Annotated in this window: 17 protein-coding genes; 8 read left to right on the forward strand and 9 right to left on the reverse strand. The window is 61.5% G+C overall.

What is annotated here, in order from left to right; all coding sequences use genetic code 11:
* Positions 1-461: 461 nt before the first annotated feature.
* The gene (locus tag PMI02_RS19455) at positions 462-1283 is read right to left on the reverse strand and encodes an IS5 family transposase (RefSeq protein WP_036504620.1); all 822 of its coding nucleotides are present in this window, start codon (positions 1281-1283) and stop codon (positions 462-464) included.
* Positions 1284-1907: 624 nt separating this feature from the next.
* Between PMI02_RS19455 and PMI02_RS26525 the strand changes: the two genes are divergently transcribed.
* From PMI02_RS26525 to PMI02_RS19485, 6 genes are all read left to right on the forward strand, one after another.
* On the forward strand, positions 1908-2981 hold the full coding sequence (locus PMI02_RS26525) for a glycosyltransferase family 2 protein (protein WP_157222607.1): 1074 nt from the start codon (positions 1908-1910) through the stop codon (positions 2979-2981).
* 662 nt (positions 2982-3643) lie between these two features.
* Complete coding sequence (rfbF, locus tag PMI02_RS19470) at positions 3644-4549, forward strand: glucose-1-phosphate cytidylyltransferase (RefSeq protein ID WP_304412061.1); 906 nt, start codon at positions 3644-3646, stop codon at positions 4547-4549.
* Entirely contained in the window at positions 4473-5555 is a 1083-nt protein-coding gene (locus tag PMI02_RS26530; RefSeq protein WP_007686073.1) for an NAD(P)-dependent oxidoreductase, read from the forward strand. Before rfbF ends, PMI02_RS26530 begins: the two co-directional genes overlap by 77 nt.
* Positions 5536-6789 (forward strand): class I SAM-dependent methyltransferase, encoded by a 1254-nt coding sequence (locus tag PMI02_RS19475; RefSeq protein WP_007686075.1) that lies wholly within the window; start codon positions 5536-5538, stop codon positions 6787-6789. The genes PMI02_RS26530 and PMI02_RS19475 overlap by 20 nt, the downstream gene beginning before the upstream one ends.
* Before the next feature lie 216 nt (positions 6790-7005).
* The gene (locus PMI02_RS26535; RefSeq protein WP_238539116.1) at positions 7006-8016 is read left to right on the forward strand and encodes a class I SAM-dependent methyltransferase; all 1011 of its coding nucleotides are present in this window, start codon (positions 7006-7008) and stop codon (positions 8014-8016) included.
* A 461-nt stretch (positions 8017-8477) separates the two neighbouring features.
* A complete protein-coding gene (locus PMI02_RS19485) occupies positions 8478-9410 on the forward strand; it encodes a hypothetical protein (RefSeq protein ID WP_007686080.1) in 933 nt (310 codons plus the stop codon).
* 212 nt (positions 9411-9622) lie between these two features.
* On the opposite strand, the gene PMI02_RS19490 is transcribed toward PMI02_RS19485, so the two are convergent.
* Both PMI02_RS19490 and PMI02_RS19495 read right to left on the reverse strand, forming a co-directional pair.
* Entirely contained in the window at positions 9623-10306 is a 684-nt protein-coding gene (locus PMI02_RS19490) for a thermonuclease family protein (RefSeq protein WP_007686085.1), read from the reverse strand.
* A gap of 8 nt (positions 10307-10314) precedes the next feature.
* Complete coding sequence (locus PMI02_RS19495) at positions 10315-10950, reverse strand: SOS response-associated peptidase (RefSeq protein WP_036504633.1); 636 nt, start codon at positions 10948-10950, stop codon at positions 10315-10317.
* 210 nt (positions 10951-11160) lie between these two features.
* Here PMI02_RS19495 and PMI02_RS19500 point away from each other — a divergent pair, with 210 nt between their 5' ends.
* On the forward strand, positions 11161-11991 hold the full coding sequence (locus PMI02_RS19500; RefSeq protein ID WP_081496734.1) for an aldo/keto reductase: 831 nt from the start codon (positions 11161-11163) through the stop codon (positions 11989-11991).
* Positions 11992-12010: 19 nt separating this feature from the next.
* Here the strand turns inward: PMI02_RS19500 and PMI02_RS19505 are convergent, their stop codons facing one another.
* The 6 genes from PMI02_RS19505 to xth all read right to left on the reverse strand — a co-directional run bounded on the left by PMI02_RS19505 (position 12011) and on the right by xth (position 20633).
* Positions 12011-12811 (reverse strand): S1/P1 nuclease, encoded by an 801-nt coding sequence (locus PMI02_RS19505; RefSeq protein WP_007686091.1) that lies wholly within the window; start codon positions 12809-12811, stop codon positions 12011-12013.
* A gap of 64 nt (positions 12812-12875) precedes the next feature.
* Positions 12876-13754, reverse strand: a complete 879-nt coding sequence (locus tag PMI02_RS19510) for a 3'-5' exonuclease (protein ID WP_007686093.1) — start codon at positions 13752-13754, stop codon at positions 12876-12878.
* 102 nt (positions 13755-13856) lie between these two features.
* Positions 13857-17117, reverse strand: a complete 3261-nt coding sequence (locus tag PMI02_RS19515; RefSeq protein WP_007686095.1) for an error-prone DNA polymerase — start codon at positions 17115-17117, stop codon at positions 13857-13859.
* Positions 17117-18934, reverse strand: coding sequence for a DNA polymerase Y family protein (locus tag PMI02_RS19520; protein WP_081496735.1), 1818 nt, complete (start codon positions 18932-18934; stop codon positions 17117-17119). The genes PMI02_RS19515 and PMI02_RS19520 overlap by 1 nt, the downstream gene beginning before the upstream one ends.
* Positions 18852-19628 carry an ImuA family protein gene (locus PMI02_RS19525; RefSeq protein WP_007686098.1) on the reverse strand — a complete coding sequence of 259 codons (777 nt, stop codon included), beginning with the start codon at positions 19626-19628 and terminating at the stop codon, positions 18852-18854. Before PMI02_RS19525 ends, PMI02_RS19520 begins: the two co-directional genes overlap by 83 nt.
* A 153-nt stretch (positions 19629-19781) precedes the next feature.
* Positions 19782-20633 (reverse strand): exodeoxyribonuclease III, encoded by an 852-nt coding sequence (gene xth / locus PMI02_RS19530; protein WP_157222608.1) that lies wholly within the window; start codon positions 20631-20633, stop codon positions 19782-19784.
* Between the two features lie 52 nt (positions 20634-20685).
* Between xth and PMI02_RS19535 the strand changes: the two genes are divergently transcribed.
* Positions 20686-21228: a hypothetical protein gene (locus PMI02_RS19535; protein ID WP_007686102.1), complete on the forward strand. Its 543-nt coding sequence runs from the start codon at positions 20686-20688 to the stop codon at positions 21226-21228.
* Positions 21229-21640: the final 412 nt, after the last annotated feature.

Here is a 21640-nt window from a genome sequence, read left to right on the forward strand (position 1 = left end):
GGGCTGAGAACATCGCTTACGGTCAACGGGCTGTTAAGGTCGCTCTTGAGCGCGGTCGTAGGAGCGGTTTTTTTGGGGGCAGATCAAGGTTTTCAGCGGGCCCGTGCGTCCGCGGCGCTGGCATGAGGACACGCGGGCGAAGATTCTGTCCGAGGCCTGTTCTTCTGGCGGCTGCGTGGCGCGAGTAACTCGCCAGCATGAGATATCGAGGGCGCTGATTACACTGGCGCTGCGAGGCGTGCCAAGCGTCTGGCGTGGCGGGCTCGTCAACTGCAGCGCAGGTCAGGTATCAGAGCATGCCTTGTCACTGCAGCATTCTCACGTTTCGCGCCAACGGTTCATCACTGTTTGTTCAATTTGGCCAAGACCCCGGCCTCCGCCGCCTGCGTCGAATGAGCGCTGTTTTGATGCATTGTAGGTAGCAGGGCTTAGTGTCTGATTCAAAATTGCGGGCATCGAGGTCAGGGCCTTGCGATGCGGCGAGCATATAGCTGGATTGATGCGATAAAGAGCCAGGCGGTTGCCGACGCGATGGTTTCCTCGAAGTCCTTTGCCAGACGCCGATTGCGGCTCAGCCAGGCAAGCGTTCGTTCGACGACCCAGCGTCGGGGCAGGACCTCGAAGCCCTTGGCAGTATCGGACCGTTTGATGATTTCGACGGTCCACTTTCCGATCCGGCGCAGGGCATCCTTGAGCTTGTTTCCGGCATAGCCGCCGTCTGCAAACACATGACGGAGCCAAGGGAAGCGCCTGACGATTTCTCCAAGGACCAGCGGTGCCCCGTCCCGGTCCTGGATGTCGGCGGCGTGCACAACGGCATGGACTAGATTTCCATCGGTGTCGGTCAAGATGTGCCGTTTGCGTCCTTTGACCTTTTTCCCTGCATCGTAACCGCACAGGCCACCGCTTTCGGTCGTCTTCACTGACTGGCTGTCGATCACGCCAGCGCTGGGCGAAGCCTCTCGGCCATCAGCTTCGCGGGCCATCATCAGCAAGGTGTGGTTTATCGTCAGCCAAAGCCCGTTGTCTCGCCACAAGTAGAACCAATGCCGCACGCTCGACACCGGCGGAAAGCAAGGCGGCAGCATCCGCCATGGCAGGCCTCCGCGCAGTAGGTACAGAATTGCCTCGACAATGCGCCGCAATGGCCACTTGCGGGGCCGTCCGACACGAGACGCAGGTGGAAGCAATGGCTCCAGCAGCGCCCACTCGGCATCCGTCAAATCGCTTGGCAAAGCCAGCCCGCTTCGCGCATGAAGAGCGCGAGTGGTATCGGTCCACATCGTTGAATCCATGGTAGTTTTTGGCGAAACCATGAATCAACGACAGGCCAAGCCGTCAAGCTAACCTGCTGATACCACTCAACTTATTTTCTGATCAGGCTCTTAGGCGCGCGAATTCAAAGCTCTTAATTGAGCTTCTTATCAAGCCTACGCGATCATACTCGCCATCAGATGACAATTTTTGACCTGGGCGCAAGAAACTTATTCGCGTCATCCCATAATCGCATCGTGCCTGCAATCGCAGGCGGGATCCAGCCAATTGGCTTACTCACTAGGTGTTATTGCGACGCGATAATAGTCGTGGAATACTACTTCTATGCACATGAAAATCCTTCAGCGAATTTCCCGGGAGACGCGGTTCTCGACGAACGAGAACGGATGCGATTACCCGAAGCCTCGCCACAAGATGGTACTAACCTTCGGCATAGCGCAGGCAAGATATCGGATGGTCGACGCACTGACCAACGGGCACGTCGTTTCTCACTACGCCTACCAAAGCGAGTGTTAAGGTGAAAGCTTCCTCGAGCCACCGGAGAATCGTGATGTTTAGTCTGCGCAGTTTTTTAGCGAATGCCAACGTGCATTATTTCTAACTCAGGGGCGGGTATGGCGAAGCGAAGAGCCGTGAACGGATATCCGACCAAAGATCAGGATGCACGACTGCGGCATACACCCTGCGTCTCTATCGCTATACCGGTCTTCAATGGCGAAAATTTTTTGTCCGAAGCAGCAAAGTCAGTATTGCGGCAGACATATACCGATCTTGAGCTGATCATAGTTGATAATGCATCGACCGACGGCACAGCGGAAATCTGCCGCCTTTTATCAGAACAAGACTCGCGTGTGCGCGTTTACCGCAATGAGCGCAATCTTGGAGCGGCGCCAAATTACAATCGTGGCCTCGATCTTGCAAGAGGTGTCTACTTCAAATGGCTTTCCCATGACGATTGGCTGTCAGACAATTACATTGAAGAATGCGTGAACGCGCTCGAGAGATTTCCGCAATTCGTGATCGCACACGGCATGCCGCGTGAGATGGTTGATGCGCAAACGCCGTTCTTGGACAGCGAATATACGGTACAGCTATTTGGGGGGTCCGGCCCGGTCGAACGTTTTGCGAAGGCCATGCGGATGGATCGCGCGTGTCATGCGATCTTTGGCCTTATGCGCACCCATGTAGTCAGGAGAACTACGTCGCACCGGCCCTACTATACGTCCGATCGTAACCTGGTAGCGGAGATGGCGCTTCTCGGACGCTTTTTATGTGTGCCGGAGGCGATATTTTACAATCGCAAACACTCCGGCCAATCGATGGCTCAGTCGAATAACAGGTTGTTTCTCAACGTTTGGCAAGACACAAGCAACGTCCGTTCCTATTCGACACTACATCTCAGTCGGCTCAGGCACGCGTACGAAATCTGGGGGCGTTATCCGGAAATTGCATCCCGTTTTCAATTGGGCAAGGCCTGCGCCAGTTACATGTTCTCTCCGCGCAAGCTGTTGCACTATTCCGATGAGCTTGCATGGTCGACCATGCCCCGCATCTATAGTGGTGTGCGCGCCACTGTGCGTATGGTATACAGGACTATCAGGCCTCCAAAATCCTACTTGGGCAACGCTCAGTCAATAAATGACGCGGACTTTGGCCCAGTCAATTCCAAGGACGCAATAGAAATGAAGAAAAAACCGATTTCGTGATCTAGTGCGGGGTTTTCTGTTGATGCCGTAATCAAAGGTATGGGCGGGCATTAGATCAAGACTCTTTGCAAGCTCAGGCCGGGAACACGACGTTTGCGTGGGTATTCGCCTAGGGCGCATCGTGCCCATAGCTAACGGCTTTTCGTCCCTCCGCGGCATCGGCGATGGCGGTGACGGCATGTACATACTTGGAATGGCCGTATCAGATTACCGGCGCCTGATGCCAAAGCGCAAACTCTGTGCTTGGCTAGGCAACCTCGCGCGACGCGACGCATGTTATAATAGAGGTCACTATTATAACTTCAAGTGACGATCTGATCTATAGATGATCGGCGAGTTCGTCTACGTTTAAAGTCAGTAAACGATTAACATGTAAGAATATCAGAAGGTTACTGCATGAGAGCATTTGCGTTTCTATACAGTAACCTGTATGTTATTATGCATTTAGTCAGATGTGTACGGCCCGCGACGATCAGCTTGAAATTGATAACGACGTGGGATGGCTAAAAAGGGCTACCCTGATTGCCTCATTTTCGTTTCTCGCATCCTTGTATTATCGTGGCGAAGTTGGTGGCGCGTACCTGACACCTCCGTCCGGAAGATTTCCCGATCGGGGCTGATATGCAGCGGATTTAAAAGAGCAGACCTCGTTCTAATCTGAAATGCGCGACAGCGAAGGATCGGTTATGAGGATCATTGAAGACGAAAGCATCAAGGTAGGAATACTGGCTGGCGGTCTCGGATCGCGCCTTGCTGAAGAAACCAGTACACGTCCAAAGCCCATGGTGGAGATTGGAGGTATGCCGATACTTTGGCATATCATGAAGCTATATTCTCACTTTGGATTCAATGACTTCGCTATAGCTCTGGGATACAAAGGAGAGTACATTAAGCGGTGGTTTCGAGATTACTGTAGTAATCAAGGGTCAGTTTCCCTTAACGTGCGCAGTGGTGATCTAGTTCGGCATAGCCGGAACTTGCTTCCGGAATGGAATGTGGACCTTGTCGATACGGGAATGAATTCAGGCACGGGCGGGCGGATCAAAAAACTCGGGCCCTGGTTGGGCAACAAAACCATGCTCATAACCTGGGGTGATGGAGTGGCCGACATTAACATCCACGAACTGCTTGCATTTCACAGGTCCCACGGACGACTTGCCACGCTCACGGCCGTGCGCCCTCCCGCACGCTATGGTCGCCTGGACATCGACGGTGATCAGATCACGAAGTTCTCCGAAAAACCGCAGATTGGCGAAGGCTGGATCAACGGTGCTTTCTTCGTGCTAGAACCGGGCGTGCTGGATTTCATCGAGAGTGAGGAGGAGATGTTCGAGCAGGGTCCGCTTTCGAGGTTGGCGCGGGAAGGGCAACTGATGGCCTACCACCATCGGTCTTTCTGGCAATGCATGGACACAATGCGCGAGAAGCAGATCCTCACGCAGCTGTGGCAATCGGGCAAAGCGCCTTGGCAAATCTGGAAGGATGAGGTTGATGAAGGTCCTGCTGACTGGACACCTGGGGTACATTGGGACGGTCCTGGCGCCGAGGCTCCTCGAGCGCGGGCATGATGTTTCCGGCTTGGACAGCGACCTGTATGGCGAGTGCACGTTCACTGGCGCCGTGACGATGCTGCCGTCGATGGGTTGCGACGTCCGGCACTTCGTCAAGCAACCTGACGCCGTAAACAAACTGGCGGGTTTCGATGCTGTCCTCCACTTGGCTGGTCTCTCTAATGATCCATTAGGTGACTATCAGCCGGGACTGACACGGCAGATCAATGGCTGGGCATCCGGAGAACTAGCGCGGCTCGCCAAATCTGCCGGAGTTCCCCGGTTCGTCTTTGCTTCATCCTGTTCCAACTACGGCGCATCGGGCGTCGCTTTCGTGACCGAAGAAGGCGTGCTTAACCCGGTCACGCCTTACGGGGTGTCGAAAGTGGAAGCGGAACAGTCCATTCGCGCGTTGGCAGATGACAGCTTCAGCCCGACGTTGCTTCGGGCTTCGACAGCATACGGACTGTCGCCACGGCTACGTTTTGATCTGGTCGTCAACAACCTCACTGCTTGGGCTTGCACCACCGGGGATGTGCGCCTGAAGAGCGACGGCATGGCATGGCGTCCATTGGTCCACGTCGAAGATATTGCACTGGCTTACGTTGCCGCGGTCGAGGCCCCGCGCCAAGATGTCCATCTTGGTGTTTTCAATGTGGGTCAAACAAGCGAAAACTACCAGATAAGGGAGGTTGCCGATCTAGTCCGCTCGATCGTGCCCAATTCGCGCATCACGTTCTCGAATGAAGTTGGGGCGGATATCCGCAATTATCGAGTCGATTGCAACCATATCAGTCGCGTGCTGCACGGCTTCAAGCCTCAATGGACAGTGCGCCGGGGTATCGAGCAACTATATGAGGCCTTCTGCACAGCCAGACTAAGTGTGGAGGATTTCGAAGGTCCTCGCTTTAAACGCATTGCCCACGTCAAGAGCCGCATTGATGCAGGTGAGCTAGACGAACGTCTGTTTCGAATAGACGGTCCAGCAGGAAGGAACGGTTCCAATGCCTTTGCAACAGCTTGAGAGCCTATCCATAACCGAGACGGCGTGCCGCTCTTGCGGTAACGAGGCGCTCGCGCCGATTCTTGATCTCGGGCGTACACCTTTGGCCGATCGACTTGTGCCGGAGCATAAGGCATGCGAGCCAGAGTTGACGTTCCCGCTGATGGTGGCTTTTTGTCCGGAATGCACACTCGTGCAAATCCTCGAAACCGTCAGTCCCGAAGTCCTTTATGCGCAAGACTATCCGTATTTCTCCTCCTTCTCTCCGGCATTGCTCGCCCATTCCACAGCCAACGTTCTGGATCGCATCGGAGAACGGGCACTAAATACGTGCAGCTTCGTAATCGAGCTAGCAAGCAATGATGGATATCTCCTGCGAAACTACTTGGACCATGGAATATCAGTGCTTGGCATCGATCCCGCAGAGGGACCGGTGGCCGATGCAGAGAAGATTGGCGTAAGGACTCTGTGCGCCTTCTTTACCGAACAACTGGCCCACGACGTCGCCCGGGATTTCGGTAAGGCCGATGTAGTGCACGGGAACAACGTACTGGCCCATGTCAGTGACACGAACGGCTTCGTCAAAGGTATTCGTCAGCTACTGAAACCAAGTGGAGTGGCTGTCCTCGAAGTGCCACACCTCTTGCCGTTGATGGAACATGTGGAGTTCGATACGATATACCACGAGCACCACTGCTATTTCTCGATGACTGCGCTCGACAAGCTATTTCGTCGGCATGGCTTGTTCATAAACCGGATAGAGCAGTGGAGCTTGCACGGCGGGTCGCTGCGTATCTTTGCCGAGCACACGGAAAATGTCGAGATCAGCGTTACGGAGTTGTTGACATATGAACGTGCCGTCGGGCTCGACCGTATCGACTATTACCATCAGTTTGCAGCTCGGGTAGACGAATTGCGGGACAAGCTGGTGGGCCTGATCAGGCAACTGAAGGCGGAAGGTCACAGCATAGCCGCTTATGGCGCCGCGGCGAAGGGCGCGACCTTGATCAACTACTGCGGCATCGATCACGAAATGATCGATTTCGTCGTCGATCGGAACGAGAACAAGCATGGCCTTCTGATGCCTGGTGCCAAAATCCCGATACTAGCGCCTAAGGCTCTGCTTGAAGCACGTCCGGACTATGTTTTGGTCCTGGCCTGGAATTTTATCGATGAGATCATTGACCAGCAGCACGATTTTCTCGCCGCTGGAGGAAAGTTCATACTCCCCGTTCCCGATCCGAGGGTATTGTAGATGGGAACATCCGAGGCGATCGGGGCTGGTCTATCCGCAAGCCGTGGCCAAGCGAGGCTTCAATCTTGTCCGAGCTGTCGTTCAGGGGAGTTAAATCCGTTTTATGAAGTGCTGGAGGTTCCCGCGAATTCTTGCCTTCTTTTTGACGACGTGGTTCAGGCGATTGAGTGCCCAAAGGGCGATATCATACTGACTCATTGTCGGGATTGTGACTTCGTGTTCAATGCTGCATTCGATCCTGGTCAAATGGAATATTCAGGTCGTTATGAGGAGACCCAAGGCTTTTCGCCGACCTTTAGTCAGTTTCACAGCCAGCTAGCCGTCGATTTGATAGAACGCCATGATCTTCGTGGGCGCGAAGTGATGGAAATCGGGTGCGGTAAAGGTGAGTTTCTCCTTCTGCTTTCACGGCTGGGGGCCAATCGCGGCGTAGGTGTCGACCCCAGCGCGCTTCCGGCCCGTTTGTTCGGGGTCGAAGGCGCACATCGGGTCATTCTTATCCCGGAATATTTCGCGCCCGAACATTGCCGACCAGAGCCGGACTTCCTGTGCTGCAAAATGACGCTGGAGCATATCACGGACACCGCATCGTTCATGTCGACGGTGCGTGGCGGCTTGAGCGCGCAAAGAGGCACCATCGTTTTTTTCCAGGTTCCCGACGCCAACCGTATCTTCAAGGAATGTGCCTTCGAGGATATCTACCACGAGCACTGCTCTTATTTCACGGAGAGCTCGCTTTCTTCTCTCTTCAGCTCCTGCGGCTTTCGCGTGACGCGTATCGCACATGAGTACGGCGACCAGTATCTTACGATTGAAGCCGTTCCGGCTGAGGTGCGTCCGAATGTTGGCGTTCCGGCGCAACGCAGCTCGCTAGGCGCGGTGGTTGACAGCTTCGCGCAACGGGTTTTGGATAAGCAGTCATACTGGCGTCAGGCGGTCAAGGCTGCAAGAATATCCGGCCAGAAGGTGGTCATTTGGGGTTCGGGATCTAAGGCCGTTTCGTTCCTCAAGATGCTCGGCGAGAGTGAGCTGGTGGACTGCGTAACTGATATCAACCCCAATCGGCACGGGTATTTCATGCCGGGTACGGGCCACGAGATAGTATCGCCCTCAACTCTCTCGAAACTTGGTCCCGTCCTGATCGTTGTGATGAACCAAATTTACGAGGCGGAGATCCGGAATGATATCGATCTGATCGTTGATGAATACCAACTCCTCTGCCTTTGAGGTTGCGGCAGGCTAAAAGGGGGCAAGTTGCCATGCCTATATCTCGGTCAGCTCGAATGTGCGAGGCTCTCGCCGTAGCATCTGACGATGTAAAGCAGGACTGCGAACTGATGGTCGTGTGCACTTGAAGTGCTTGATCGTGGTCGTGGATGTCTCCTCTGTTGGCGGCTTGGTCAAGCGGCAGTGGCAGCTGGCCGCCAATGGAGGGCGTCAAGAGTCGCCCTCGAATAGACGTCGATCACGATCATGCTCCATTGGGCAGCTAGCTAGTGCGCGAATTTCTGCAAGTCGGCGCAGCGCGGTGGGAATCGGAATAATTTCCATGATCCCCTGCCGCAACCTGGGCGCTGTCCAAGCTACCAAGCTAAGGTGAAGCTTGCCGCTCGAGCTTTCCGGTCCGTGCAGGAGCCGCATGCCACGTTTTCCCGACCGTCTCGGTTTGATCCGTTAGGAGCAACGACATGAGTGGATACGCCGTTCCGCTTTCCCGTCGCGCGCTCATGGGCGTCCTGACAGCAGTGCCGCTCATGCCTGTGCAGGCTCTTGTTCGATCTCCGGTGATCGACCGCTTTATGGTACAGGGTCGTCCACAAGACACTGCATCGGTGTACAAGCGCGTCAACATCATGCGCGCACTTGACAAACTTGGCGGCGTGCGGCGGATGCGCTGCCGCGAACCCTTCAGGGGTACACCCGGTTGGGCGACTTATGTGGGACTGGCGCGAGGGGGCGTGAAGTTCTGCTTCACCCTTACGGCCAGGCCAATCCAGACGACTATCGCGGATATCAGGGCGTTCCTGAGAGCGGCGCCTGGATCGATATGGGCGATCGAATATCCGAACGAACCCGATCTTAATCCAGTAACCTACAAGGGCGTAACGGACAGGCGACTTGGTTTTCGTACTGGGAATTCTCCCGCACTTCTGGCTTTCATCCGCGACGCTCACGCCGCAATTAAGGCCGATCCGGTATTGTCTGCGATACCGCTCATTGCGAGCAATGACTTCATGCAGGCGGAACAGGCACCCTATAGTGATTTCGGCAACAGTCACATTTACCCTACAGCGCAGGCCCGTGTCACTGCCCGCATAGCGGCATTCCGATCCAAGATCGCAAAGGGCAGGCACAAGCAGGGGGTCATTACCGAATGGGGCCGCACGACAGGCGGAGGGCAATCGAATTTCACGGCGCCTCCCGTCACGATCTCCGAACAGGCGAGGCTACTTGCGTCCGATGTACGGGAGGCCCTTGCAAGTCCGTACGTTCACACGATTTGCATCTACGAACTGTTCGCATGGAAGGGGCCCGGCGAGATGGACAACTTCGGTCTCTTCAACAACGATCTCTCACCGAGGCCTGCAGTCGCCGCGATCCGGTCCGTGCTGATGGGGTAGTGACGCTCCACCGGGACAAAACCCGCCTGTCTGGTCGCTCCGCGGTAACCCAGATGGCCGGCGAAGCCATCCTTCAGTACTGGCACATCGAAGACCGATCGCAGCATGTCCACGAGGTCACCCGGGGCGAAGACGCCCCGCGCTTCGTACAAAACCAAGGCCTCAAAGCCTTTCAAGCCGGTCGCCCGCCTATGGTAGCCACCGGCCAAGGGTCACCGGCGTTTGCGGTAGGGCTCACAGGCGATGCCGTCGCTGTCGCCATCGAGCATCGGGTTATATCCCGGCTCTCCTCTGTGGACTGGTGCTGCGCCCGCCGCGCGAGCCTGGGCGCAGCTGCGCCACATGCCCGATGTGGCTGGCGCCGCTGCTCTTCGCGAGATGCTGGCGGGCGGAGCCGAAGTAGCAGGGGCGCTGCTGCTACGCGGATTGGCCGCGCGGTATTCCGAAGGCGTAACGAATTCCGACGCCCAGATACCAGCCCCTGCTGTTCTGCTGGCGGCCTGGCGCTGAAAGTACTCTGCCGAAGCGTGCTCGAGTGTGATGGCGAGACCGCGGCTGAGCATTTCGCCCGCGACATCGACGCCGCTCGCCCGGCAGGTGGCGACAGTGCGGCCGTAGACATCCTGATCCCGCGCCGTGCAGGTCAGTTGGCGACCGTCGACCATTGATCGCAGTGCGGTCGCGGCATCTGCGCCGCAGCTCCAGTTGGTATAGCGGATTTTGCAGGTCTGACGGTATTCGGGGGCATCGATGCCGAACAGGCGAACCTCCCGATTGCCTACGCGCAGCGAATCGCCGTCGATGGCCCGCGCGATGCCGGTGAAATCCTGCGCGTGCGCCACCTGGGGCAGGAAGCAGCCAAAGGAGGCGGCGGCGGCAAATGCAAGACGGATCATCTTGAGCCTCACAGCAATGTTGGAGAGGAGGGCGTGCGTTGACGGGGTTTGGCCCAAGGTTCGGGCGTGGCATCCAGGAGCAGCTGTCCGTCCCAGATCCGGCATAGCGCGAAAGCTTCCTCCGGCGTTCCATGTAACCACGCGTCCCAGGTGTCTCGGTGCAGGATTGTCGGCATCCGGTCATGGACCTCGGCCATGAATGCGCAATTGTCGACCATGACCATCGAATAGGCGTCGCCCCATTCGCTCGTCGGCCGCCATATACCTGCCACTGCGAAAGGCGCGTCGCCTGGCACGGCATACCAGGTCCGCGTCATGCGCCCTTCCTCCCCTTGCGCCTCGGCCCAGGCACTGACCGGGATCAGGCAGCGCCGGTTGACGAAGCTGTCGCGCCAGAACGGGGTTGCCAGCTTGTCCTCGCGGGCATTGTTGACCGTGCGTGGCTTGATCGGAAGACCGGTACGCTTGCTCTTCATCGCCCGCGGAAACCCCCAGGTCATCGACCGGATCTGACCGCTGACGACGACAAGTCCCGGATAGCCGGGGTAGATTTCCTCCGCCACGTTCGGTGCCGGCCCGGTCTGCGCGCCGAACAGTCCGGCAATGGCGTCGGTCGGCGTAGTCAGGCGATACAGGTTGCAGATGGGCGTGCTCCTCTCGCCAGGCACGATAACCGTCCATTCCCGCTTGGCAATCGAGGCCGGTCTGGTCCGGGTGATCGCAGGCAGGTCCATCGTTTTAGCGTCGTCGCGACAGGCCGTTCGGATCAAGCGGGCGAGACGCTTGCACCGGATTTGCCAGGACGATGCAGCTTTGGCGGCGAACCCAATCGCTCGCCGGACGTTGATCCGACCATGAAGACCGTTGAATTTCCGGATGGAACGACAGTGCCTGCCCTGGGACAGGGCACATGGATGATGGGCGAGGCGCGCGGCCGACGGGCCGACGAGATCGCCGCACTGCAGGCAGGCCTCGATCTTGGCCTGACGGTGATCGACACGGCCGAGATGTATGCCGACGGCGAAGCCGAACGTGTCGTCGGGGACGCGATCGCGCACCGCCGGGACGAGGTCTTCCTCGTCAGCAAGGCCTATCCGCAGAATGCATCGCGGGCGCGCCTGCGCCAGGCGTGCGAAGCGAGCTGCAAGCGCCTGCGCACTGACCGGCTCGATCTCTACCTGCTGCACTGGCGGGGCAGTGTGTCTCTCGCGGAAACGGTCGAGGCGATGGAAGCGCTGGTCGCAGCGGGGCTGATCGCGCGCTGGGGCGTGAGCAACCTCGACACCGACGACATGGTGGAGCTGGAGGCAGTGGGGGGCCGGACCTGCATGACCGACCAGATCCTCTACAATCTCACCCGGCGTGGTCCCGAGTTCGGCCTGATCCCATGGCTGGGACAACGCGCGATCCCGGTGATGGCCTATAGCCCGGTCGAGCAGGGCCGGCTGCTGGGACACCGGGCGCTGGCGCAGATCGCGGCCGAACACGGCGTGTCACCGGCGCAGGTCGCTCTCGCCTGGCTGCTGCGACAGCCCGGAATTCTGGCGATACCCAAGGCTTCCTCGCTGCCGCACGTCCGTGACAATCGAGCTGCCCTGGACCTCGATCTCACTGCGGACGACATCACGCTGCTCGACCGAAGTTTCCCAGCGCCAACGAAGCGGCGCCCGCTCGAGATGCTCTGAATGGCGAGCGTCGGTCCGCTTAACGTCTCGGTGCGCCGCGGGCAGGTTGGGCACTGTCAAAAATCCAGTTCAGGTAAGCGGCGATACGGACACCGCCTTGCTTCAGGCGATCGTCGACTTCGGTCCGGTGCTGGTAGGCATAGTTCCAGGAGAGCGCGGGATCGGCCGGATAGATCGTTTTGCGCAAGGCGATGCTCTCATGGATCCACACGGCGGGATCGCGCTCATTCCAGGCAATCACCTGCGCGGGCGTGATCGAGCGCGATAGCCACCTCGCATACTCTGAATAAGACAGCGAACGCTGCTCGATCAGCCCTGAATCCCAGACCGAATGCAGGTTGGTCGGCTTGCCGAACCAGGTGACGGTGACGGCATTGCCGCCGCGATCGGTACCCGTGCCGTCGTGCAGCGGCTGATGCAGATCGCCGATGATGTGGACGATGAAGCGCAGCGCCAGGCGCTTGTCGTCCGCAGAAGCCTTGGGATCGCGCAAGGTGGCGGTGAAGCGAGACAGCGCCGTCATTGCATCCCCCTCTGCCGGAGCATCGGAGGCCTGATAGTCGTCGCCTTTCACGGTGACGTAGTGCCAGGGGCTGGCCTGCTTCTGCCAGAAGGTATCGGGATCGGATTTCATGTCGTCGGGCCAGGTCACCGCCTCCGCCAGGTCTTCGGCGCCGAGCAGCAACCGGACATGGGCGCGGGCAAGCCCGCTGAGGTTCTCGTCGGCGATCGCGCCGGTGATGCGGTGGCCGATCGGTCCCCAGGCATAGGCAGGAGAGGCGACGGCGAGCGGCAAGGCAATTAGGGTCAGTTTACGCATGCTTCTCTCATAGAGGAGGCGAGGCGGCTTGAAACCCTATCTGCGGCGGCTTGCCGACAAGGTGCTAGCGATATCGCTCACAGGCGGACTGAGGATGGAAGACCGGCTCGCCGTGCCCGGCGTATATGTCCTGCAGCAGCCAGGTCCGTTCGCTTTCCATTTCTGCCTCGGGGATGGTCTTCCCCCAGAAGCGCATGGCCGCGTCCCAGCGATAGCCGCGCGCTTTTAGCGCATCCTTGCCTTCGAACGGGGCAGCTACGGCATTCACCCGGTAGCTAGGCCGCTCCGAGCAGGCGAGCAGCTTTGCCAGGATCGTCTCGCCGTCCGGGGCGGTGTGGCCTAGCAGATAAATGAGCGCGAGGATGTCGTTCTCGGCGCGGTGGCCTTCGAAGAACCACCCGCATTGCGCGACGAGATAGCCGAGAGCCTTCCCGTCGAAGCCCAGCTCCAGCCAGTCGAGTTCGGCCATGGAACAGGCCCAGGGCCGGCCGGCCACCGCCGGGAGCCGGCGATCGACGAAGGGCCGGTCGAAGGCGGCATTGTGAGCGACGATGAGGTCGGCGGAGGCGAGAATTTCAACCGCGGCGATTTCGTCGATCGCCTGACCTGCGAGGTCATCATCGGTAAGACCGGTGAGCTGCGTGATCCGAGGGTCGAGGGGCTGCTGCGGATCCTCGCGCCAGACCCGCGGCGTGCCGATCTGCACGATCCTGCCCAATTCGTCGAAGCGGAAGCGCTGCACTGCCAGTTCGATGATCCTGTCATTGTCGCGATCGAGGCCGGTCGTCTCGACGTCGAGGGCAATGCCGACCCGCGTCTTTCCCTGGGCTGGCCCCGCATAAAGGCGATCCACCGGCACCAGCCGCCGGAGCACGCGGAAGTCCGGGTGAGCGGCGAGGGCACGCGCGGCGTCTGCCAGCAGGTCGATCGGGGGAGGCGCCATAGCGGCGTGATAGCCACGCCAAGCTCTGTGGGAAACCCCGCCCCGGGCATCCCGCCAGGAAAACGCCGCGTGCATCGCCAGCGGCAGGCGGCCCTCTGCGGATCAATGAAAATCGTGACTGCGGATCGGCACGAGCTCATCCGGGTTTGCAGCAGTGCCAAAGGGCGGCGAGCCCAGCGTCCTTCCGCGCGGCCACGACGGATCGCGAGGGTCAGGGCCACCGCCATTGCTTGCGCCATCGCCGCGGCCTGGCGCCACCGCGAAGTCGGTGTGGGCGATCGAGCGCAGCATGTCGTCGTGATTGATGATGCGGTCGCAGATGACGTGGATGATCTCGCCTTCCTTCTGCAGGCGGCCGCGCATCGCGATCATCGAGGCGGACATGATCTGGCGCCGGTAGATCTCGAACTTGTTGGGCCATAGGATGCCGTTGGCGATCCCGGTCTCGTCCTCGATCGTCACGAACAGGATACCCTTGGCCGAGCCGGGCCGCTGGCGCACGAGGATTACACCGGCGACCTCGATGTTGCGACCATCGGGAACCAGGCCAAGATCGCCGCAGCGCACGATGCCCATGGCGTCGAGTTCGGCGCGCAGGAACTGGAGGGGGTGCCCACGCAGCGACATCTGCAGCGAGCGGTAGTCTTCGACCACTTCGCGGCCCTCGCTCATCGCCCGCAAGGTTACGTCCGGCTCGAGACCCTCGGGCGAGAACCGCGCCTCGCGCTCGTCGGCAGCCGCGAAGAGCGGAAGCGGCGCATCGCCAAGGCCCTTGACCCTCCACAGGCCCTGGCGACGATCCTCGGCGAGGCAGGAAAAGGCGTTGGCCTCCGCAAGCCGCTCGATAGCCGCGCGCGGCACCCCGGCGCGGCGCCAGACCTCCTCCACGCTTTCAAATGGGGAAAGTCCGCGGGCGGCGACGATTGCGGCGCCATGGATGTTGGCGAGCCCGCGCACCTGCCGGAAGCCGAGGCGCACCGCGAGATACCGCCCGCGCCCGGGTTCGAGCGAGCAGTCCCAGTGGCTGTGGTTGATCGAGACGGGACGTACCTCGACGCCGTGCCCGCGCGCATCGCGCACGATCTGCGCGGGCGCATAGAAGCCCATTGGCTGCGCGTTGAGCAGGGCGGCGCAGAAGACATCGGGATGATGATGCTTCATCCAGCAGCTGGCATAGGCGATCTTGGCGAAGGAGGCGGCATGGCTTTCGGGAAAGCCGTAGGAGCCGAAGCCCTCGATCTGCTTGAATGTCCGTTCGGCGAAGTCCTTCGGGTAGCCGCGCGCAACCATGCCGCCGACCAGCTTGTCGTAGAAGTGGCTGACCCCGCCGGTCAGCTTGAAGGTCGCCATCGCGCGCCGCAGCTGGTCGGCCTCGGCGGGCGTGAAGCCGGCCCCGACGATCGCCACTTTCATCGCCTGTTCCTGGAACAGCGGCACGCCGAGGGTCTTTTCCAGCACCGCGCGCAGCTCTGCCTTGGGGTACTCGGGCGTCTCCTTGCCTTCGCGCCGGCGCAGGTAGGGATGGACCATGTCGCCCTGGATCGGCCCGGGCCGCACGATCGCCACTTCGATGACGAGATCGTAGAACTTGTCGGGCTTGATGCGCGGCAGCATCGACATCTGCGCGCGGCTTTCGATCTGGAAGACGCCGAGCGTGTCGGCCTTCTGGATCATCGCATAGACGTCAGGGTCGTCATCCTGCAGGTCTGCCATGCCAACCCGAATGCCTTTGTGTGTCTCGAGCAGGTTGAAGGCCCGGTTCATGCAGCCGAGCATGCCCAGGCCCAGCACGTCGACCTTCATGAACTTCAGGGCATCGATATCGTCCTTGTCCCACTCGATGATCTGGCGGTCCTCCATGCGCGCCGGTTCGATCGGCACCAGATCGTCGAGCCGCTCCTGCGTCAGCACGAAGCCGCCCGGGTGCTGCGACAGGTGGCGCGGCGTGCCGATCAGCTGCCGCGACAATTCCAGCGTCAGGCGCAGGCGGTGGTCGTCGGCGTTGAGATTGAGGCTCTCGATCTGTTCGTCGCCGATCCCTTCCACCGACCAGCCCCACACGAGGCCGGTGAGCATCTTGGTCAGGTCGCGCGGCAGCCCAAGCGCCTTGCCCACTTCGGCGACCGCGCCGCGGGTACGGTAGCGGGTGACGACCGCGGTCAGCGCCGAGCGTTGGCGACCGTAGGTCTCGTAGATCCACTGGATGATCTCCTCGCGCCGCTCGTGCTCGAAGTCGACGTCGATGTCGGGTGGCTCCTTGCGCTCGCCCGAGACAAAGCGCTCGAACAGCAGCTCGTGTTTGATCGGATCGATTGAGGTGATGCCCAGCATGAAGCATACGCAACTGTTGGCGGCGGAGCCCCGACCCTGGCACAGGATGCCCCGCCGCCGGCTTTCCGCAACGATGGCATGGACGGTCAGGAAATAGGGCGCATAGCCGAGCTGGGCGATCAGCCGCAGCTCGTGGTCGATCTGCTTGCGGTAGGCCTTGCCAAGCCCTTCGGGAAACATGCGCAGCGCCGCCTCCTCGGTAAGCGCGGCAAGGGCCTGCTGCGCGGTGCGCCCCGCCATCACTTCCTCGTAGGGGTACTGGTACTGGATCTCGCCGAGATCGAAGCGGCATTGCGCGGCGATATCGGCGCTGGCGCGAATGGCGTCGGGGAAGGCCGCGAAACGGCGCTCCATCTCTTCAGGGGATTTCAGGTCCCGGTCCATGAACCGCTCGCGCCGGAAGCCTAGCGCATCGATCGTCGTCCGCTCGCGGATTGCGGTCATCACGTCCTGGAGCGGGCGTAGTTCGGCCTGGTGGTAAAGGACGTCGCCGGTCGCGACGCTGCGAATACCGGCCGCTCGGGACAGGGCATCGAGACCGTGCAGCCGCGCTTGGTCGCCTGGCCTGCGGCGCAGCGACAGCGCGCAGTAGCCGCGTCCCCCAAACACGGCGCGCAGGTCCGCGAGGTGCTGCGCTGTTCGCGCGTCCGGCATGTCAGGAAGCAGAATCGTGATCAACCCTTCGCCACGCTCGGCAATATCGCTCCATTCCAGAAGGGACCGTCCCTTGCCGCCGCGGCCCTTGCCCAAGGACAGCAGGCGCGTGAGTCGCGACCAGGCAGCGCGATCGGCGGGGTAGAGCAGCAGCGCGCGGCCATCGGTCAGCTCGATGCGCGCGCCCGCGATCATGCGTACGCCCGTCTCCTTTTGCCCCGCCCATCCGCGGACGACCCCCGCCACCGTATTATGGTCGGCAAGGCCCAGTGCGCCATGCCCGAGGGCCGCGGCAGCCGCGAAGAGTTCCTCCGGCGCGGAGGCGCCACGCAGGAACGAGAAGTGGCTGGTGACCTGCAGTTCGACGTAGGTCGCCATCAGCCGAACACACCGTGGAGATACCAGCTCAGATCGCCCGTCGGCGCGTCGATGCCGTCGCCGCGCCGAAACAGCCAGAAGCGTTCGCCGCCCGCGGTCTCGACCATGAAGTAGTCGCGCACCGCCCACATCTCGCTGGCCGAGCTCCACCATTCGCCGTGGACCCGCTCGGGGCCTTCGCCTGCCGTGACCCGGTACGCTGTCCCGCGCCAGGAAAACCGACGAGGGGCATGATCGGGCAGCAGCGCGACGACGCTGGTCAGCGATTCGGGCCGCTGCAATAGCCGGACGGGGCGGCGCCAGGCCGGCCATCCCGAGGTCGTTGCCAAGGGCGCGGTGCGGCGAACCGCACGCTCAGGCACGTCACTCTCGACCGCGCTGACCCGGAACAGCGCCGCATCGCCCGCCCGGCCGGCCAGCTGATCGACGAGCGGCGCAATATCGGGCGCGTGCGCGATGTCGAGGAGGCCGGACGCGATGGCAACCGGTTGCAGGTCCTCGACGCGCGGCGCCGCGAGCTGCATCTTCTCGATGCCGAGCCCCGGGTCGATCCGTTCGACGCGCATCGCGAACATGCGCGCCAGATGCCTGGCATCGCGTGTGGCGCGCGCGGTGCCCACCGCCATGCGCTGCGCCAGCCCGTCCACCCGTTGGCAGGTCAGGACAGCGGTGCGCAGGCCCAGCCGGCGGCCTTGCAGATCGTGCACCAGATCGGCGAGGAGATCGACGATGACCTGGTTGATCGCTTCGGCAGTGACGATCGGCTCGAGCAGCCGGCGCTCGGCGCGCGGCGCCTCGAACGGGACCACGGGCACGATCGGTTCCGCCACGAGGCCTCGTGCCTGGTCGAGCCGTTCCACGGTCTTCAGCCCGAGGCGTTTGGCGAGGGGGCCGCGCGGCATCGCATAGAGATCGGCGATCCGCTCCAGACCGAACCGGCTTGCCGTCGCCAGGGTATCGGCTGGGATGCGCAGCGCCGCCAACGGTAGGTCGGCTATCGCCAGGGCCTCGGCGCGCGGCGGCAGGAGGGTCACGGCGTGTCCGCCGAAGCGGGCGAGGGCATGCGCGGCGCCCGGCGTTCCGGCGATGGCGATGCTGGCGGTGAAGCCGAGACGCTGGAGGAACCGCAGGACCCGCCGGCAGAAACGTGCCTCGCCGCCGAACAGATGGGTGGTCCCGGTCACGTCGAGCCACAGGCCATCAGGATCGCAGGTGCTCGCCGTCGGCGTCCAGTGGCGCACGGCGTGAAGCGACAGGCGTTCGAGCCACGCCGCGTCGGCCGCCCGGTCGGCGTCGTGCACGTCGAGGTCGCTTACCAGTGCCCTCGCATGGGCGGCGGCCATGCCAGGGCGAAGGCCGAGCTCCAGCGCCGCGGGGCAGGTGGCAGTCACGACGTCGCGCTGACCGCTGCGCGCGATGAGCACCACGGGCTTCGTCCAACGACTTGGGTGGCTATGGGCCACGCGCACCGGCGATGGCTCGCAAGATGGCATGCCGTCGTCGGGAGCCATCGCCCTGAAGGGATGATCGGCGCTCTCGCTGCGTCGCCCCATCTCACGCATGGTGGGTCGCTGGTGCGCCGGCAAGGCGTCGATATCGGCCTGCGCCGGCGCGGTGCCGGGTGCCCCCTGCGCCCAGCGCGCACCCGGCCGCCAGCCGCCGCCGCGCGGCACCGAACAGGCACCGGGATCGTCGTCGATGGGGGGCAGGAAACGGGGGGCCAGCGCCGCCGCGTCAAGCGGCGCGGATGGCCGCTCCAACCGTCGTAGTCGCTCGATCGGCAACTGCGGCAGGTAGAGCGAGGCAACCCTGGTCATCACAGGCCTCGACGCAAAAAGAAAAAGGATTGCCGCCGCGCTGGCGGACAAGTTCGATCGCCCACTGCCCCCGTCCGACGCCGGCATGAGGCAGAGGAGTGGAAGGGGCCGTTCCGATGCTCCAGCGTGTCATCGCCGCAGATGGCTGGGCCAGAGGGCTCCGCTCGCGCGAACGATGCCGCCGGTAGAGCAGCATGGGAGTTCGCCCGTCGGATGCGGCAAGCTGAAGCCGCCGGGTAGCGGTCTGATCGGCAGCCCTCACCTCGGCGATTACGCAGGCCAGCGATCCGTCGCGTAAGCCATCTTCGGCCAGCGCTAGGACCTCCGCGTCCTTCGCCCCTTGCGCGTAAAGCACCTTGTCCGGGCCGAGCCCGATCTGCTCGAGGCCGGGCGCGTAAAGGTCGAAGCGGCTGAGGGCCCACAGCACCGTCATGCCTGGCCCAGCAGCAAAGCGCGCGGCGAGGCCGGCGGCGAACAGCGTGGCGGCGGCATCGTCGCTCCAGCTGGCACTCGCGCCGGCTATTTCATGCAGCGCGGCACCATCCAGGCCGCCGGCAAAGAGCCGGGAATCGATGTCCGGCACGCCAAACGGCAGCACCGGACCACGCACGGCCTGGACTTGCGCGACCTGCGCGCGCAGCGCGGCGAGCTGCTCGGCGGGCAGCCGCGAGGGAAGGGGGGTGTGCAAGTTCATTGGTTAATGGCGACTCGTTTGTTCGCTATATGTTCCAACTTCGCCTATGTTCCGTCAAGGCGTCAGCTAACGCAAACCCGGGGAGCGAATGGCTAAGCAACGGGCTGAAAACGAAAAAGAATTCGAGCAGAGCCTATGCGCTCACTAGTGTTCTCAGAGGCTCGCAAGCACTCGGGATTTAGGCCGGACCGGGCGCTTCCGGGGGCTTTCGCCCCGTTTGCGCGGCGCGGCGCCCTCCGAAAGTTCGATGCACAAGGGCGCATGGTCGCTCGTCTTTTCCCATCCGCGTGGCCGGGTGTCGACCTCGGCGGCAACCAGGCGCTTTGCCGCGACCGGGTTAAGCAGGGCATGGTCGATCCTGAGGCCCGCATTGCGCTCGAAGGCGCCCCGCCAGTATTTCCAGAAGGTGTAAATGGTCTCGTGCGGATGCAGGGCGCGTACCGCATCGGTCCAGCCCTGGTCGAGCAGACGGGCATAGGCGGCACACACTTCGGGGGCGAAAAGTGCATCGTCCCGCCAGCGCTCGGCGCATAGACGTCGAGGTCGGTCGGCATGACGTTGGAGATCGCCCAGGCACACCACCGGCGCATCAAGATCGAGCAGCCCGGTGAGATGGTTCTGGAGCCGTTCGAACCAGCGCAGCTTGAACTCGAACTTGGGGCCAAGGCGCGGATTGCCGTTGGGCAGATACAGTCCGCAGATCAGCACGCAATTGACGGCCGCCTCGATGTAGCGGCTCTGTTCGTCGGCCGGGTCACCGGGCAGGCGGCGGCGGGTTTCATGAATCTCACCGACGCGGCTCAGGATGGCGACGCCGTTCCACCGGTTCTGCCCATGCCAGATTGCTTCGTAGCCTGCTTCCCGGATCGCGCGTTGCGGAAAGCGCTCGTCGGGCGCTTTCAATTCCTGACGGCAGACGATGTCGGGCGCCGCGAGCTCCAGCCATCGCAGCAGGACGGGCAGGCGGCCGTTGATCCCGTTCACGTAGTAGGTGGCGGTCTTCACGGCAATCGCAAAGCGCACGGGCGCCAATCGGTTCCTCCTGCGTTGAACGGCGATGCCCGAGAGTACCCTTAAGGTCTTCCGGACATCGATTGGATTCCACGATGCCTATGTCGCGACAACTAGCCGCAAGGCGGCGCTCGAAGCGTGGGGCGCGGGCACGGACCTGTTCGCAAGCGGCGCCGCCGAACTGGTGACGCACGCCGGGCTTGGCAAGGCATCCCTCGAGCAGCCCGGCATCGTCATTCATGTTGCGCGAGGCAGCACCGCGCAGCATCTTGCTGCTGCGGGAAAAGGGCGCAAGCGCGAGGCAAAGGCCAAGCGGGCGACAATCCAAGCGCCTGATGCACCCGCCGAAACCGATACGAAAGCGCCCAAACCAAGTCGTGCCCGGCTCGACAAAGCTGACGCCGCAATGAGACGCCAAGCCGAGAAATATGGGGCTCGGCTGACCGAAATCGATGCTAGGATCGAGGCGCTGCGCGGCGAGCGCGACGACCTTCGCGGCAAACGGGATCCGCAGATGCGCAACCTTGAAGAACGGCGCAATCGTGAGGAAGAAGCCTATCGCGAAGCCCTAGCCGAATGGGAGGGCTGAAGCGCGTCTCAAACGACCCCAGTATTAACCCATATTGTCCGCGTTGGCTCGCTGCAAATCTCGATGTCGGGGCGCGCGAGCCCGCACCGTCCATTGAGAAGCGAAGAATCAATCTTGGAGATCCCGACCGCAATGGCAGGGAGAAAATCCACAATCATGCCTGAAGCTGGTGCCGGGCATGCGTCAGGATCAGCGATGGTGCCGAATGTCGGCTCATCTTCGCTCTTCAAGCTCCCGCAAGCCGACCTACCTCCCGGCTAGCGGCTGCATCGGCTGATGTCAAAATTGCCAAGATTGGGAACGTTCCGGACACGCTCCTTTTGGATGCCCGCGTCGCCTAAGGTGCTACCCATTCATGTCGGCCAGAACCGGCGGGACCGTCCGAGGGTTGGACACCGCGTAATTGATTTAG

It is taken from the genome of Novosphingobium sp. AP12 (genome assembly GCF_000281975.1).
Lineage (GTDB): Bacteria > Pseudomonadota > Alphaproteobacteria > Sphingomonadales > Sphingomonadaceae > Novosphingobium.

Coding starts and splice junctions, on each gene's coding strand:
- PMI02_RS19535 (WP_007686102.1), top strand. CDS start 20,686: ATGCCCGAGAGTACCCTTAAGGTCTTCCGGACATCGATTGGATTCCAC.
- PMI02_RS19510 (WP_007686093.1), bottom strand. CDS start 13,754: ATGGCGCCTCCCCCGATCGACCTGCTGGCAGACGCCGCGCGTGCCCTC.
- PMI02_RS19500 (WP_081496734.1), top strand. CDS start 11,161: ATGAAGACCGTTGAATTTCCGGATGGAACGACAGTGCCTGCCCTGGGA.
- PMI02_RS19490 (WP_007686085.1), bottom strand. CDS start 10,306: ATGATCCGTCTTGCATTTGCCGCCGCCGCCTCCTTTGGCTGCTTCCTG.
- PMI02_RS19505 (WP_007686091.1), bottom strand. CDS start 12,811: ATGCGTAAACTGACCCTAATTGCCTTGCCGCTCGCCGTCGCCTCTCCT.
- PMI02_RS19455 (WP_036504620.1), bottom strand. CDS start 1,283: ATGTGGACCGATACCACTCGCGCTCTTCATGCGCGAAGCGGGCTGGCT.
- PMI02_RS19515 (WP_007686095.1), bottom strand. CDS start 17,117: ATGGCGACCTACGTCGAACTGCAGGTCACCAGCCACTTCTCGTTCCTG.
- rfbF (WP_304412061.1), top strand. CDS start 3,644: ATGCGCGACAGCGAAGGATCGGTTATGAGGATCATTGAAGACGAAAGC.
- PMI02_RS19525 (WP_007686098.1), bottom strand. CDS start 19,628: ATGAACTTGCACACCCCCCTTCCCTCGCGGCTGCCCGCCGAGCAGCTC.
- PMI02_RS19520 (WP_081496735.1), bottom strand. CDS start 18,934: ATGACCAGGGTTGCCTCGCTCTACCTGCCGCAGTTGCCGATCGAGCGA.
- PMI02_RS19485 (WP_007686080.1), top strand. CDS start 8,478: ATGAGTGGATACGCCGTTCCGCTTTCCCGTCGCGCGCTCATGGGCGTC.
- PMI02_RS19475 (WP_007686075.1), top strand. CDS start 5,536: ATGCCTTTGCAACAGCTTGAGAGCCTATCCATAACCGAGACGGCGTGC.
- PMI02_RS26530 (WP_007686073.1), top strand. CDS start 4,473: ATGAAGGTCCTGCTGACTGGACACCTGGGGTACATTGGGACGGTCCTG.